Annotated in this window: 12 protein-coding genes and 1 pseudogene; 9 read left to right on the top strand and 4 right to left on the bottom strand. The window is 45.2% G+C overall.

Features of this window, described 5'->3' with window-relative positions:
- Positions 1 to 9: 9 nt before the first annotated feature.
- From NSQ12_RS03885 to NSQ12_RS03895, 3 genes are all read left to right on the top strand, one after another.
- Complete coding sequence (locus NSQ12_RS03885) at positions 10 to 897, top strand: carbohydrate ABC transporter permease (protein ID WP_042978042.1); 888 nt, start codon at positions 10 to 12, stop codon at positions 895 to 897.
- An 8-nt stretch (positions 898 to 905) separates the two neighbouring features.
- A complete protein-coding gene (gene lplD / locus NSQ12_RS03890; RefSeq protein ID WP_160243292.1) occupies positions 906 to 2,246 on the top strand; it encodes an alpha-galacturonidase LplD in 1,341 nt (446 codons plus the stop codon).
- A gap of 74 nt (positions 2,247 to 2,320) precedes the next feature.
- On the top strand, positions 2,321 to 3,016 hold the full coding sequence (locus NSQ12_RS03895) for a DUF421 domain-containing protein (protein ID WP_014479125.1): 696 nt from the start codon (positions 2,321 to 2,323) through the stop codon (positions 3,014 to 3,016).
- 36 nt (positions 3,017 to 3,052) lie between these two features.
- Here the strand turns inward: NSQ12_RS03895 and hmoA are convergent, their stop codons facing one another.
- From hmoA to NSQ12_RS03910, 3 genes are all read right to left on the bottom strand, one after another.
- Positions 3,053 to 3,379 carry a heme-degrading oxygenase HmoA gene (hmoA, locus tag NSQ12_RS03900; protein ID WP_124059987.1) on the bottom strand — a complete coding sequence of 109 codons (327 nt, stop codon included), beginning with the start codon at positions 3,377 to 3,379 and terminating at the stop codon, positions 3,053 to 3,055.
- 103 nt (positions 3,380 to 3,482) lie between these two features.
- On the bottom strand, positions 3,483 to 3,845 hold the full coding sequence (locus NSQ12_RS03905) for a VOC family protein (protein ID WP_198878927.1): 363 nt from the start codon (positions 3,843 to 3,845) through the stop codon (positions 3,483 to 3,485).
- 91 nt (positions 3,846 to 3,936) lie between these two features.
- Positions 3,937 to 4,431, bottom strand: coding sequence for a hypothetical protein (locus NSQ12_RS03910; protein WP_003244106.1), 495 nt, complete (start codon positions 4,429 to 4,431; stop codon positions 3,937 to 3,939).
- Between the two features lie 197 nt (positions 4,432 to 4,628).
- On the opposite strand from NSQ12_RS03910, the gene NSQ12_RS03915 reads away from it, so the two are divergent.
- The 5 genes and pseudogenes from NSQ12_RS03915 (at position 4,629) to NSQ12_RS03935 (ending at position 8,632) form a co-directional block, all read left to right on the top strand.
- Positions 4,629 to 5,501, top strand: coding sequence for an STAS domain-containing protein (locus NSQ12_RS03915; RefSeq protein ID WP_116316367.1), 873 nt, complete (start codon positions 4,629 to 4,631; stop codon positions 5,499 to 5,501).
- A gap of 153 nt (positions 5,502 to 5,654) precedes the next feature.
- A complete protein-coding gene (locus tag NSQ12_RS03920; protein WP_003244522.1) occupies positions 5,655 to 5,822 on the top strand; it encodes a YezD family protein in 168 nt (55 codons plus the stop codon).
- Positions 5,823 to 5,931: 109 nt separating this feature from the next.
- Positions 5,932 to 6,576: a Bax inhibitor-1 family protein gene (locus NSQ12_RS03925; RefSeq protein ID WP_014479129.1), complete on the top strand. Its 645-nt coding sequence runs from the start codon at positions 5,932 to 5,934 to the stop codon at positions 6,574 to 6,576.
- 68 nt (positions 6,577 to 6,644) lie between these two features.
- Positions 6,645 to 6,983 (top strand): annotated as a pseudogene (locus tag NSQ12_RS03930) (FAD-dependent monooxygenase); the annotation flags it as partial.
- 179 nt (positions 6,984 to 7,162) lie between these two features.
- Positions 7,163 to 8,632 carry an excalibur calcium-binding domain-containing protein gene (locus NSQ12_RS03935; protein ID WP_204551429.1) on the top strand — a complete coding sequence of 490 codons (1,470 nt, stop codon included), beginning with the start codon at positions 7,163 to 7,165 and terminating at the stop codon, positions 8,630 to 8,632.
- Positions 8,633 to 8,701: 69 nt separating this feature from the next.
- Here NSQ12_RS03935 and NSQ12_RS03940 read toward each other — a convergent pair whose 3' ends face one another.
- Positions 8,702 to 9,775 carry a DUF3900 domain-containing protein gene (locus NSQ12_RS03940; RefSeq protein ID WP_198878925.1) on the bottom strand — a complete coding sequence of 358 codons (1,074 nt, stop codon included), beginning with the start codon at positions 9,773 to 9,775 and terminating at the stop codon, positions 8,702 to 8,704.
- A gap of 149 nt (positions 9,776 to 9,924) precedes the next feature.
- Between NSQ12_RS03940 and cypD the strand changes: the two genes are divergently transcribed.
- Entirely contained in the window at positions 9,925 to 13,110 is a 3,186-nt protein-coding gene (gene cypD / locus NSQ12_RS03945; RefSeq protein WP_198878924.1) for a bifunctional P-450/NADPH--P450 reductase, read from the top strand.
- Positions 13,111 to 13,772: the final 662 nt, after the last annotated feature.

Consider the following 13,772-nt stretch of genomic DNA (forward strand, 5'->3'; position numbering starts at 1 on the left):
GGGAGAGGTATGGCTGAAATTCACACGATGCACAACACCAAAGCCGGACGGGTGTTTGACGTCTGCAACATTCTGTTTCTCGGCGGTATCGGCGCGATTACCATTTTGCCGTTTTTATATATTATCGCCGGTTCCTTTGCGACAGAAGCGGAACTCGCCCAGCGGAGCTTCTTTATTTTCCCGAAAACCTTTACACTTGATGCTTACAAGTATGTGTTTTCGACACCGACGTTCCTTCGAAGCATGGGCGTGTCCATCTTCATCACGGTGGTTGGGACGGCTGTACAGCTGTTTTTTACCTTCACGATGGCGTATCCGCTGGCGAAGCGGCATGTGAAGGGACGGAATCTGCTGTTGAATCTGGTGATTTTCTCCATGCTGTTTTCAGGCGGCATGATTCCGACGTACCTTGTCGTAAAATCACTTGGCCTTTTGGATACGTATTGGGCATTGATTCTGCCGATGGCGATTAATCCGTTCAACCTTATTATTATCAAAAACTTCTTTCAGCAGCTGCCGCGCGAGCTGGAGGAATCAGCGAAAATTGACGGCTGTTCCGAAATCGGCGTCTTCTGGCGGATCGCCCTGCCCCTGTCAAAGCCGGTTATTGCGACCTTTGCGCTGTTTTATGCGGTCGGGATTTGGAATGATTTCTTCCACGCTCTCTTATATATCAATGACAGTGCAAAATGGCCGCTGCAAATGGTGCTTCGCCAAGTCACGATTTTATCGGATTTAACGGCGACCAATGGCGATACGATGCAAAATGCCGTTCCGCCGGAGCAGGGAATTAAACTCGCTGTCATTGTCATTGCAACGCTGCCGATTTTGGCGGTCTATCCATTTTTACAAAAACACTTTGCAAAAGGAATGCTGATCGGTTCGGTGAAAGGCTGAGAAAGGGAGTGTTTCATATCAGTACATTAGATCAGATTAAGATTGCCTATATCGGCGGGGGGTCCCAAGGCTGGGCCAGAAGCCTGATGAGTGATTTGTCGATTGATGAACGGATGTCAGGCACGGTGGCGCTCTATGATCTTGATTTTGAAGCCGCTCAGAAAAATGAAGTGATCGGCAATCACAGCGGGAACGGCAGATGGAGATATGAGGCTGTTTCTACTTTGAAAAAGGCGTTATCAGCCGCGGATATCGTCATTATTTCCATTTTGCCGGGATCACTGGATGATATGGAAGTCGATGTGCACTTGCCTGAGCGCTGCGGTATTTATCAGTCTGTAGGTGATACTGTCGGGCCTGGAGGGATCATCAGGGGCTTGCGTGCTGTGCCGATATTTGCGGAAATTGCCCGGGGAATAAGAGACTACGCACCTGAATCATGGGTCATTAATTATACAAACCCGATGTCTGTCTGTACAAGAGTGCTGTATAAAGTGTTTCCCGGCATCAAAGCGATTGGCTGCTGCCACGAGGTATTCGGGACGCAAAAGCTATTGGCGGAAATGGTCACGGAAAGACTGGGGATAGAGGGGCCGCGGCGTGAGGATATCCGCGTTAATGTGCTCGGCATTAACCATTTTACATGGATTACGGAAGCCTCTTACCGCCATATTGACCTGCTGCCTATATTCCGTGAATTCAGCGCGCACTATGGGGAATCAGGATATGAGCTGGAGGGGGAATGCTGGAGGGACAGCGTCTTTTGTTCGGCACACCGTGTTGCGTTTGATTTATTTGAAACGTATGGCGCCATCCCTGCTGCGGGTGACAGGCATCTGGCAGAGTTTCTTCCCGGCCCATACCTCAAACAGCCTGAAGTATGGAAATTTCATCTCACACCTATATCATTTAGAAAACAAGACAGAGCAGAGAAACGACAAGAAACAGAACGGTTGATCGTGCAACAACGGGGCGTTGCTGAGAAAGCTTCGGGAGAAGAAGGCGTGAACATCATAGCGGCTCTTCTCGGATTGGGTGAACTCGTCACAAATGTAAATATGCCGAATCAAGGCCAGGTCTCAAACCTTCCTATACAAGCCATTGTCGAAACAAACGCATTCATCACAAGGAACCGTGTCCAGCCGATTTTGTCCGGAGCGCTTCCGAAAGGTGTGGAAATGCTGGCGGCTAGGCATATATTCAATCAGGAGGCAGTGGCGGACGCAGGTTTAACAAAGGATACTGGCCTCGCGTTTCAAGCCTTCCTCAATGACCCGCTTGTCAAGATTGATCGCAGTGATGCAGAGCAGCTTTTCAATGACATGCTCCAATGCACCATGCAACGTTGAGCGGAGCTTTTCCGGTTTAGAAAAGAAACCATTGACCATACTGATAGTATTATCAAGAAGTAGGTGCTATCAATATGGGAAATTATTTAAGTGTTGCGGTAGAACTGGTCTGCGGTTTAGGCATTTTATTTATCATCTTAAAGCTTCTCGGGAAAACCCAATTTTCTCAAATTACGCCGTTTGACTTTATCTCTGCTTTAATTTTAGGAGAATTGGTCGGAAATGCCGTTTACGATCATGAAATCAAGATCAAAGAAATTATTTTTGCTTCGCTGCTGTGGGGCGTGCTGATTTATATTATTGAATTTATCACGCAAAAAATGAAATCATCGCGGAAGTTCTTGGAGGGTGAGCCGAATATCGTCATCCGCAAAGGGGAGCTTCAATATAAAGTATTGAAGAAAAATAAGATGGACATTAACCAGCTGCAAAGCCTATTGAGGCAAGCTGGGAGCTTTTCGATTCAAGAAGTAGAATATGCGATTTTGGAAACAAACGGGATGGTCAGCGTGCTTCCAAAATCAGACTTTGACAAACCGACCAATAAGGATTTGCAGATTCCTTCGAAGTCTGTTTCCCTGCCGATCACTTTAATCATAGATGGAGAGATTGTCCGGGATAATCTGAAGGAAGCAGGTGTGGATGAACAGTGGCTGAAGCAAGAATTGAAAAAGAAGAACATTGATAAGACGGAGGACGTGTTATTTGCAGAATGGCATAAAAATAAGCCGCTGTATACCGTAACATACGAACAAAGCAGATCAACATGACTCTTAGAAAAAAGCTTGCAGCAAGGCGCAAGCTTTTTATTGATTGTATGTCCCTTGTTTGACAGCACGTACATGGTACATGCTCACTTCAGTGCTGATCAGATAGTCAGGCTTTGGTTTGCCTTTGTTTGCTTTATGGCCAGCGATATGCGCATCGCTTTTTTCCCATTGCTTCCAGCGATCCTCTGATTCCCAGCGAATCATGACAACAACTTCTTCATCACCGCGGCGTACATTTTTCTCAAGCACTGTCACATCAATTAAACCTTCTTGTTTTTCAATGATTCCTTCAGCGCTGAAACGTTCTATGACTTTATCTGCATAGCCTTCTTTAACCGTCATTTTTCTTAACTGTACAAACATTTGTCTCACTCCAATCATTCTCACATATGAATAATTGTAAATGAAATTCATTCTCAATGTCAAAGAAAGCGCAGGGCGGAATCGAACCGCCGTGCGCAACAGTTTATTCTTTTAATAAAAACACATTTCCGTCTTCGTCCTTAAATTGAACGAAGGTGCCCCACTCCATTTGATTGGGCTCACCGAGAAATTCTACACCGTTTGTCTTCATTTTCTCGTATGTACCAAAGATGTCTTCGCATTCAAACACAATAGAAGCCTTCATTTGCTCTGAGCCTTTCATCATGGCTTTCGGGTAAATGACTAAACGAGTCTCGGCCCCTTTTGGCGCAACCTCCAGCCAGCTTGCTTCAGGTCCCATTGGGTGGTCCGCTGCAATATCAAAGCCTACCTTCTCTGTCCAAAATTGCTTCGCTTTCTGCTGGTCCTCGACATATACAGCAACAGTGCTAATTTGTTTGATCATAGGGAAACCTCCAAGTTGAAAAGATAATAATACTATAACCTGTTTACGGCCGAAGTAACATAAAAAAATCAGCCGGGAAACCGGCTGATTATTAAAATGAGCAGCTTACAACATCGATGTGATTTGTGTCTAAGGCGAAATAAACCCAGCGGCGCCGTGAGGAATCCCAATAAAAGCCGCCGACGGATCTTCTGCCAAGGATAATTGGGTAGAACCAAAATGAGCGGCCATTGGTTAACCAAACATAGGTAAATCGGAAAAGGCAAGGCCGAATGGTGATTGGTTCAACTAACAAAACGGCTCCTTGAGAACCCTGCGGTTTTGGGGGTTTCGCTGGTATTTGGGAAGGAGGAGGTCCCTGGGGCGCACCGCCGAAGCCTGGGCTGGCACCGCTGCCAATACCAGGGCCGGAGCCGCCGCCAAAACCTGGAACAGCGCCACCGCCAATACCAGGGCCGGAGCCGCCGCCAGAGCCCGGAACAGCACCGCTGCCAATGCCAGGCCATGGATATCGGTATTCATATTCAAAAGCAGGCCAAGGCTCATAAAAATGCCCCGCAAACATATAAGGATCAACATAATACATGTGATAACGTCCTTTCTCATTGTAAACTGTACACTGCAGTTTATGCGGGCGGACTCTTATTGGTGCATTCGCCTAAGGATATGAAGCTGGAATGCTCTCAAAGAGCAGAATCATTTGATTTTTCTCTAGTCTTATTCACAATTCCGATTTATCATTTTATAATGAAAGTGCTTCTATTACGAAAAAGGAGACAGACCGTGAATATCGATCAATTATTATATCAATATATCATAGACAACACTGCGGATATTACTGAGAAATGGTTCAGTTTGCGTTGCCAGCTAAAAGGCGAGCTATATTCCGCCAGCCATTTAAGTGAAGAAACGAAAACACTTTTAACCGAGCAGCATACATTTACCAATATAACAATCGCAAGCGCATTTCTGGAGGATCAAACCGATTTTCAAGACAACATGACAAAATGGGCGGAAAACGTTGCGAAAAACAGGGTAGAGCAGGATGTTCAAGTTCATGAGGTCGTAGAAGCCATATCCAACTCTAGAATCTCATTCTGGGACGCAGTCGCCACATTTATAAAAGAGAATCAGGAGATCGTGACAAATGAGGATGCAGACCGATGGAACCGCATTGTGAATCAGTCGTTCGATAAGCTGATTATTGAATTCTCTGAGCAGTACCAAAAATTCATGCTGATGAGGCTCACATCTCAGCAGGAACTGATCTCAGAGCTTGGCTGCCCGGTCATTTCCATTGCCGATGGAATCGGGATATTGCCGCTTATCGGCTCCATTGATACAAAACGGGCACAGGTCATTTTAGAAACAGTGCCGGTCCGCTGTGTCGAGAGAAAAATCACAAGCCTCGTCGTTGATCTTTCGGGTGTTCCGATTGTGGATACCATGGTGGCTCAGCAATTGTACAACCTGTCTAAAACGCTTTTCTTATTAGGCGTCAAAGCCGTATTTTCAGGGATTCGCCCGGATGTGGCCCAAACATCGATTCAATTGGGGCTTGATTTTAGTGAATATGAAACGTACGGCACGCTGAAGCAGGCATTAGAAAATATGGGTGTCCGCTGTATTGTTGAGGAATTGGAAGAAAACAAATAGGAAGTTTCCAGGCATATGATTGTCCGTCACCGGGTGATCATATGCCTTTTTGATTTGAACAGAAATCACCATTGATTTATCAAAAAAAACATAATATTATAATTCTTATAAGAATACTGTGAATTAAACCTATTCGACAGGGGGGAAGGTCTTTTGGTTTCAAAATCAACGATTGATCCGGAAGTGATTGAAAAAATAATCAGCTCGCTGGAAACACTCGATTTCGGCACCGTTCAAATTACGGTTCATGATTCTCAGATTACCCAAATTGAGAAAATAGAAAAGCACCGTTTTTCGCTGAAAAGGAAAGAATCAAAATGATAATGTAAAGGGCGTTTGTTTTCATTAAATTCTCCTTAAAACATATACATATTTCATCCAATTTTTATATAATAGACCTTTAAGATCATTTTTTAGGAGGATTTTTGACATGCAAGCTACGGTTCACGAGAGTAAGCAATCGATCATGCAACGCATTTTGACAGTCTTTGTCTTTACTTTGCTGATCGCGACTGTCGGCCTTTTTATCGGCCAATTTGTTCCTGTCGCTTTGATGCTGCCGCTTTCTATTCTTGAAGTGGTGATGATTATTCTGGCCTTCTGGATGCGCAGAAGAAAAGCGGTCGGGTATGCGTTTGTATATACATTCGCGTTCGTTTCCGGCATTACCTTATTTCCGATCGTCAGCCATTACGCTTCCATCGCCGGCGCCTATGTCGTGCTTGAAGCCTTTGGTTCTACATTTGTCATTTTTGCCGTCTTAGGCACAATCGGCGCAAAAATGAAGAAGGATTTATCCTTCCTGTGGTCATTTCTGCTGGTTGCGGTGCTCGCCCTCGCAGTGGTAGGGATTTTCAACATTTTCAGCCCGTTAAACTCAGCGGCGATGATGGCGTATTCCGTGATCGGAACCATCGTCTTTTCCCTTTACATTTTGTATGATTTGAACCAAATCAAGCACCGCCACATTACGGAAGACTTGATTCCGGTTATGGCGTTATCGCTGTACCTAGACTTTATCAACTTGTTCATCAACCTGCTCCGCTTCTTCGGCATTTTGAGCAGTGATGATTAATGAAAAAGCGCCTGTCATTGGATAGGCGTTTTTTTTCCATACATAAAAAGGGCAGATGGAGTGTTTATGAGTATCCTATCATTTTAAATACACTGGAGCAGGTCGCCGTGCAGGAGCCATGGCATAAAGGCCGCGTTGTCATCGGAGGAGACGCTGCCCACGCCGGCGCGCCGACCCTGGCGCAAGGAGCGGCAATGGCGATCGAGGATGCCATCGTCCTCGCCGAAGAACTCCAAAACCACGCCGACCACGAAACAGCATTACAGGCGTACTACAAAAGAAGAGCCCCACAAGCGCTCAAAGTCCAGAACTTATCCTCGGAAATCGTCCGCCGCGGGCTGAAAGGAGAGCCGGGAGCGGAAGAACTGATTGGGGAGTGCTATGCGGTGTTGAGGGAAGGGTATTAAATAGGAAAAGTCCAGAAAGTGATTTCTGGACTTTTTTGTTTAGAAAGAAACAAATGTTTGACTAAATTATCTAGAAATTGATAACGATAAATGATGTAAAATCATCCGGTATTTGGTAAAATTAAGTCAAAAAATATAAGTTTCTGTTAGAATATCATTATGTAAAATAGGGGGACATTATGCAAAAGTGGATAGGTAAACGCCCTACAGTAGGTCAAAAAACCTTAGTAACAAAGTATGAAAGATTATTACAAGAAGTAGAAATCGCAACCTTATCGTCGCAGGAAAGCGTTCTAAAGATTATCGAAGCTGAATGTGATAAAAAAAGTGGTAGAGAATTAAAAGGGGTATTAGCACTTACTACACAATCCATTTTCTTTGTTTCTAAGCACGAACAAATGACTTATGAATATTCACAAATTAATGATATTGAAGTAAGGACTAATGGAAAAAATAAAAATAGTTGGATTTTAAGCCTTAAAATAGGCCGTTCAAAACGTACATTCGATGATATTAAGAAAAACGATGATAGCCAAGAATTTATAGAGATTTTAGAATACATAATAGCTAATCAATCAAAAGAAATTCTAACGACAGTTACACATGATTTTGATTATTTTTTACATGCTGAAAAATTAAATGATTTACAAAATCGAAATGTTAAAATTACTTCATTTCTAATGAAGAGGGACAATCTAAATCTGTCGAAAAATGGTGAACGATTATTGCGTGAAAAGCATAAAGGTGCTTCCTTGATAGCGGAAGGCTTTTTTCAAGAGGATAGACAAAGTAAGGGTAATTTTATTGTACTCGACAATCAAGTGGTGTACTTATATGAATTTAATAATAAAGAAAGAAAAGCCAAACTATTAAATAAGTGGGATTTTAAATATTTTTCTCATGCGGTTATTGATCGATTTGCAATAAAAACAGTTATCAATGTTACGGAGACAGGAAAAAGTTTAATTATAAATCTATCTGGCAAGGAATTTGTTTCTATTTTAAATAATGCAAATATTCCCCTACATCAGAAGAAGAGGAAATGGTACCAAAAAATCCTAGGGTTCCGAAGTGGTAAGTGGTGGAAGAGAGCTATTGCTTCATTGGTTTACCTGCTGATATTACTGTTAACCTTTAACGCATTTTTTGGTGAAAACAATAAAGAAGCTAGCTCTGTAAAATCAAGTGATAAAACAGCTGTTTCAAAGACCGAACAAAAGGAAGAACAGACAGAAAATCAAAGCAAACAGGAAGGTAATGAACAACAAGATAATAAGAGTAAGAAAGAAGAAAAAGCAAAAAAGCAAGCAGAAGAGAAACGTAAGCAAGAGGAAGAAGCGCGATTAGCAGAAGAAAAACGCAAGCAAGAGGAAGAAGCGCGATTAGCAGAAGAAAAACGCAAGCAAGAGGAAGAAGCACGACTAGCACAAGAAAAGCGCAAGCAAGAGGAAGAAGCGCGACTAGCACAAGAAAAGCGTAAGCAAGAGAAAGAGATACAACAAGCAGAGGCACAAGAACAACAGACGAATGTCTATTACAAAAATTGTACCGTAGCACGGCAAGCTGGTGTTGCACCTATCCATTCTGGTGAACCGGGATATGCAAAACATCTTGACCGTGATGGTGATGGAATTGCTTGTGATCGCTAATTCATATATGGTTATCTAAAGAAAGAGAGAATACTGAAATATTCTCTCTTTTATTATTTTCAACAAACGTTAATCGTCATTTATATTTTTCCCTTTTATCCGCTCAATCACCTCATGCAGCCCCTCAGGCTTATAAAACTCCACCGGTGAACTGCCTTTCTCAAACGAAATTGTCTCGGCTTCAATCAGCGCGACATAGCGCCCGTTTACTTTTGCGAGATGAATAGAATCGCCAAAATCCGCTAGCAATCCCTTAATCTCTGTTTCTCCGACTTTCATTTTCAGCTGGGCCTCTGGCGTGTGCTCGATGATTTGGGCGGAGGCTTCGATGACTTGATGGGTGTCGAGACGCTCTTGGATTTCCCGCTTTTCGCTTGCTTCCCAAATCTCAATGTCGTGCTCGAACTGCTTGAGCTCTTCGCTGTTGTCTTCAAATGTCTCGTAGACGTGCTCCTGTACCATGTTCATGACCTGATTTTTCATGATTTCCGGCATCGATTCGCCGTACTCGACGAATTTCAGAAAGTCCTCAAAATAGCGGGCGTGCGAGGCCTGATGGATTTTTAGCTCACCTTCTTCGACCATTCCTTCCTCTGGCATGTACGGGTATTGGATGCTTTTCATGTTTTTTGTCGTGATCGCCATTTCGACTTTTTTAATGAGAGAAGACGTGTCAGAGATGCGGGCGACCTTCGGCTCAAAATCACATTTCATAATAAAGACAAATGACTCGTCAAAGTATTTTCTCGGTACGGCCGAAGCGACGAGAAACACGCCGCCGCGAACCGCGCTTGTGTCAAGGTACGTGCGGACGAACTGCTCGCTCAGCTCATTGAAGTCTTCTTTTGTTTCCGCCAGACGCGCGCGGTTGAACATGTTGTAGTTTGGGTTGGAATCGAGCTCGTGGCCGGGCTCGACGATAAAATGGCCGATTTTCGTCGGCACCTGCTCGGACTGCGGATGGCGGTCGGCTTTCCGTTTGACGATTTTTTTCAGTTCCCCGTCGAGAAAGTCCTTTAGCTCGCTTTCTTCAAATTCGCCCGTATCAAGGGTCTGGAAGTGCTTGAACTGCTTGTTCGCCTGCTCATCTTTGCCTTCCACCTGTATGACATAAAAGGATAAAAACCGAATTTCAAAATCCATATATAAACTCACCTTATTCGCGTATTGTACAGCTTCTCAAGTATAGAAAAAACAGCGATCATGCGTCAATTGGGAGAACGGAATAATCATGACCATGAAAGGGAAATGTAGTCAAATAGAAGGCATCTCATACGGAAAGGAATGGTTCGATGAAGGAAACAAGCCTGATTCCTCAACCGAAGACGTTTGGGCCGCTCGGCAATTTGCCTTTAATCGATAAAGACAAGCCGACGCTTTCGCTGATCAAACTGGCGGAAGAACAGGGCCCGATTTTTCAAATCCATACACCCGCGGGCACGACCATTGTAGTGTCCGGCCACGAATTGGTGAAAGAGGTTTGTGATGAAGAACGGTTTGATAAAAGCATTGAAGGCGCCTTGGAAAAGGTCCGCGCGTTTTCCGGTGACGGATTGTTTACGAGCTGGACGCATGAGCCTAACTGGAGAAAAGCGCACAACATTCTGATGCCGACGTTCAGCCAGCGGGCCATGAAGGACTATCATGAGAAAATGGTCGATATCGCTGTTCAGCTCATTCAAAAATGGGCAAGGCTCAATCCGAATGAAGCAGTCGATGTCCCGGGAGATATGACCCGGCTGACGCTCGACACCATTGGGCTATGCGGGTTTAACTACCGCTTTAACAGTTACTACAGAGAAACGCCCCACCCGTTTATCAACAGCATGGTGCGGGCGCTTGATGAAGCGATGCATCAAATGCAGCGGCTTGATGTTCAAGATAAGCTTATGGTCAGAACAAAGCGGCAATTCCGCCATGATATTCAAACGATGTTTTCGTTAGTCGACAGCATTATTGCAGAGCGCAGGGCGAATGGAGACCAGGATGAAAAAGATTTGCTCGCCCGCATGCTGAATGTGGAAGATCCGGAAACTGGTGAAAAGCTCGACGACGAAAATATCCGCTTTCAGATCATCACGTTTTTGATTGCCGGCCATGAAACAACGAGCGGCCTGCTTTCCTTTGCGACTTACTTTTTATTGAAGCATCCTGACAAACTGAAAAAGGCGTATGAAGAGGTCGATCGGGTGCTGACGGATGCAGCGCCGACCTATAAACAAGTGCTGGAGCTTACATACATACGGATGATTTTAAATGAATCACTGCGCTTATGGCCGACAGCTCCGGCTTTCAGCCTTTATCCAAAAGAAGACACAGTCATTGGCGGAAAATTTCCGATCACGACGAATGACAGAATTTCTGTGCTGATTCCGCAGCTTCATCGTGATCGAGACGCTTGGGGAAAGGACGCAGAAGAATTCCGGCCGGAACGGTTTGAGCATCGGGACCAAGTGCCTCATCATGCGTACAAACCATTCGGAAATGGACAACGGGCCTGTATCGGCATGCAGTTTGCCCTTCATGAAGCCACACTTGTGTTAGGCATGATTCTAAAATATTTCACATTGATTGATCATGAGAATTATGAGCTTGATATCAAACAAACCTTAACACTTAAGCCGGGCGATTTTCACATCAGGGTTCAAAGCCGTCATCAGGAAGCCATTCATGCAGACGTCCAGGCAGCTGAAAAAGCCGCGCCTGATGAGCAAAAGGAGAAAACGGAAGCAAAGGGTGCATCGGTCATCGGTCTTAACAACCGCCCGCTTCTCGTGCTGTACGGCTCAGATACCGGCACCGCAGAAGGCGTCGCCCGGGAGCTTGCTGATACTGCCAGTCTTCACGGCGTAAGGACAAAGACAGCACCTCTGAACGACCGGATTGGAAAGCTGCCGAAAGAGGGAGCGGTTGTCATTGTGACCTCGTCTTATAATGGAAAGCCGCCAAGCAATGCCGGACAATTCGTGCAGTGGCTTCAAGAAATCAAACCGGGTGAGCTTGAGGGCGTCCATTACGCGGTATTTGGCTGCGGCGACCACAACTGGGCGAGCACGTATCAATACGTGCCGAGATTCATTGATGAGCAGCTTGCGGAGAAAGGCGCGACTCGGTTTTCTGCGCGCGGGGAAGGTGATGTCAGCGGTGATTTTGAAGGGCAGCTTGACGAGTGGAAAAAAAGCATGTGGGCGGACGCCATTAAGGCATTCGGACTGGAGCTGAATGAAAACGCCGATAAGGAACGAAGCACGCTAAGCCTTCAGTTTGTCAGAGGGCTGGGCGAGTCTCCGCTCGCTAGATCGTACGAAGCCTCTCACGCATCCATTGCCGAAAATCGTGAACTCCAGTCCGCAGACAGCGATCGAAGCACTCGCCATATCGAAATTGCATTGCCGCCGGATGTTGAATATCAAGAGGGCGACCATCTTGGCGTATTGCCAAAAAACAGCCAAACCAATGTCAACCGGATTCTCCACAGATTCGGTCTGAAGGGAACCGATCAAGTGACATTGTCGGCAAGCGGCCGGAGTGCAGGGCATCTGCCATTGGGCCGTCCTGTCAGCCTGCATGATCTTCTCAGCTACAGCGTTGAGGTCCAGGAAGCAGCCACAAGAGCGCAAATACGTGAACTGGCCGCTTTTACAGTGTGTCCGCCGCATAAGCGCGAATTAGAAGAACTGACAGCAGAGGGTGTTTATCAGGAACAAATATTGAAAAAACGAATTTCCATGCTGGATCTGCTTGAAAAGTACGAAGCATGCGACATGCCGTTTGAACGATTTTTAGAGCTTTTACGTCCGCTAAAACCGAGATATTATTCAATTTCAAGCTCTCCAAGAGTGAATCCGCGGCTAGCATCGATCACAGTCGGCGTCGTGCGCGGCCCTTCGTGGAGCGGCCGTGGCGAATACAGGGGCGTGGCTTCAAATGATTTAGCTGAGCGTAAAGCCGGTGATGATGTCGTGATGTTTGTCCGCACACCGGAATCCCGGTTTCAGCTTCCGGAAGACCCTGAAACGCCAATCATTATGGTCGGACCAGGCACAGGAGTCGCGCCATTCCGCGGCTTCCTTCAAGCCCGCGAAGTTTTAAAACGGGAGGGGAAAACGCTCGGTGAAGCTCATCTCTATTTTGGATGCAGGAACGATCGTGATTTTATATACCGCGATGAGCTTGAGCAGTTTGAAAAAGACGGAATCGTCACTGTCCACACAGCCTTTTCCCGTAAAGAAGGCATGCCGAAAACGTATGTCCAGCATGTCATGGCTGACCATGCAGAAACGTTAATATCGATCCTTGACCGCGGAGGCAGGCTTTATGTATGCGGTGACGGCAGCAAAATGGCCCCGGATGTGGAGGCGGCACTGCAAAAGGCGTATCAGTCTGTCCATGGCACCGGGGAGCAAGAAGCGCAAAACTGGCTGAGACATCTGCAGGATACCGGTATGTACGCTAAGGATGTCTGGGCAGGGATATAGATAAAGAAGACTGGAGCATCCAGTCTTTCAGCGTGTCGGCAAACCCTCGCATTCGTTGTCAGGACTGCGCTTCGGTGCTCAATGCGAAGTGGATCAACGGCTAAATTCTCAGGCGCCCTGCCTAAACGCCGTCGTCATCACATCCTGTGAATGCCCGCTCCTATGCTCGTCCTTCCTAGACTTCAAGGGTTTTCAATCATGCTGAAAAGATGACAAAATCCTAAAATGAAAACCATTTTAGGATTTTGTCAACAATCTGGAAGACTGGAGACATCCAGTCTTTTTAGTCCTTTCGAAAAAATGGTGATCGCGCTAAACATTGATGCATACAATAACTTCAGTCCGACGGAAGGGCGGGCTGTCTGCAAAACCTATTTTTCGTTTTTGCTAGTTTATGTTATTCTTATACTCGGTATCTATTTCTTTTTTCAAAGGCACACATGACAAAAGAAATCCTTTTTTATTTCCGAGAAAAAAATGTGAAACGAAATGAAGGTTTCTTTCGTCCAGTGATTGGTTTCCAAATGGTTGTAATAAAAATGATATGGTGCGAAACATAAATATTCCGGCTTGCCGCGGTGTATTTATTGTTGTGTGATGCCTTGATTTTGTTTGGAAAGAAGGAATTGGAAGGCAGGATATAAAGAGCAGGTAAATATGAA

It is taken from the genome of Bacillus sp. PS95, from assembly GCF_037963565.1.
GTDB lineage: Bacteria > Bacillota > Bacilli > Bacillales > Bacillaceae > Bacillus > Bacillus subtilis.

Excerpts from the sequence above, each read along its gene's own strand:
- NSQ12_RS03885 (WP_042978042.1), top strand. The coding sequence starts at position 10 with ATGGCTGAAATTCACACGATGCACAACACCAAAGCCGGACGGGTGTTT.
- NSQ12_RS03895 (WP_014479125.1), top strand. The coding sequence starts at position 2,321 with ATGGGAAATTATTTAAGTGTTGCGGTAGAACTGGTCTGCGGTTTAGGC.
- hmoA (WP_124059987.1), bottom strand. The coding sequence starts at position 3,379 with ATGTTTGTACAGTTAAGAAAAATGACGGTTAAAGAAGGCTATGCAGAT.
- NSQ12_RS03905 (WP_198878927.1), bottom strand. The coding sequence starts at position 3,845 with ATGATCAAACAAATTAGCACTGTTGCTGTATATGTCGAGGACCAGCAG.
- NSQ12_RS03910 (WP_003244106.1), bottom strand. The coding sequence starts at position 4,431 with ATGTATTATGTTGATCCTTATATGTTTGCGGGGCATTTTTATGAGCCT.
- NSQ12_RS03925 (WP_014479129.1), top strand. The coding sequence starts at position 5,932 with ATGCAAGCTACGGTTCACGAGAGTAAGCAATCGATCATGCAACGCATT.
- NSQ12_RS03935 (WP_204551429.1), top strand. The coding sequence starts at position 7,163 with ATGCAAAAGTGGATAGGTAAACGCCCTACAGTAGGTCAAAAAACCTTA.
- NSQ12_RS03940 (WP_198878925.1), bottom strand. The coding sequence starts at position 9,775 with ATGGATTTTGAAATTCGGTTTTTATCCTTTTATGTCATACAGGTGGAA.
- cypD (WP_198878924.1), top strand. The coding sequence starts at position 9,925 with ATGAAGGAAACAAGCCTGATTCCTCAACCGAAGACGTTTGGGCCGCTC.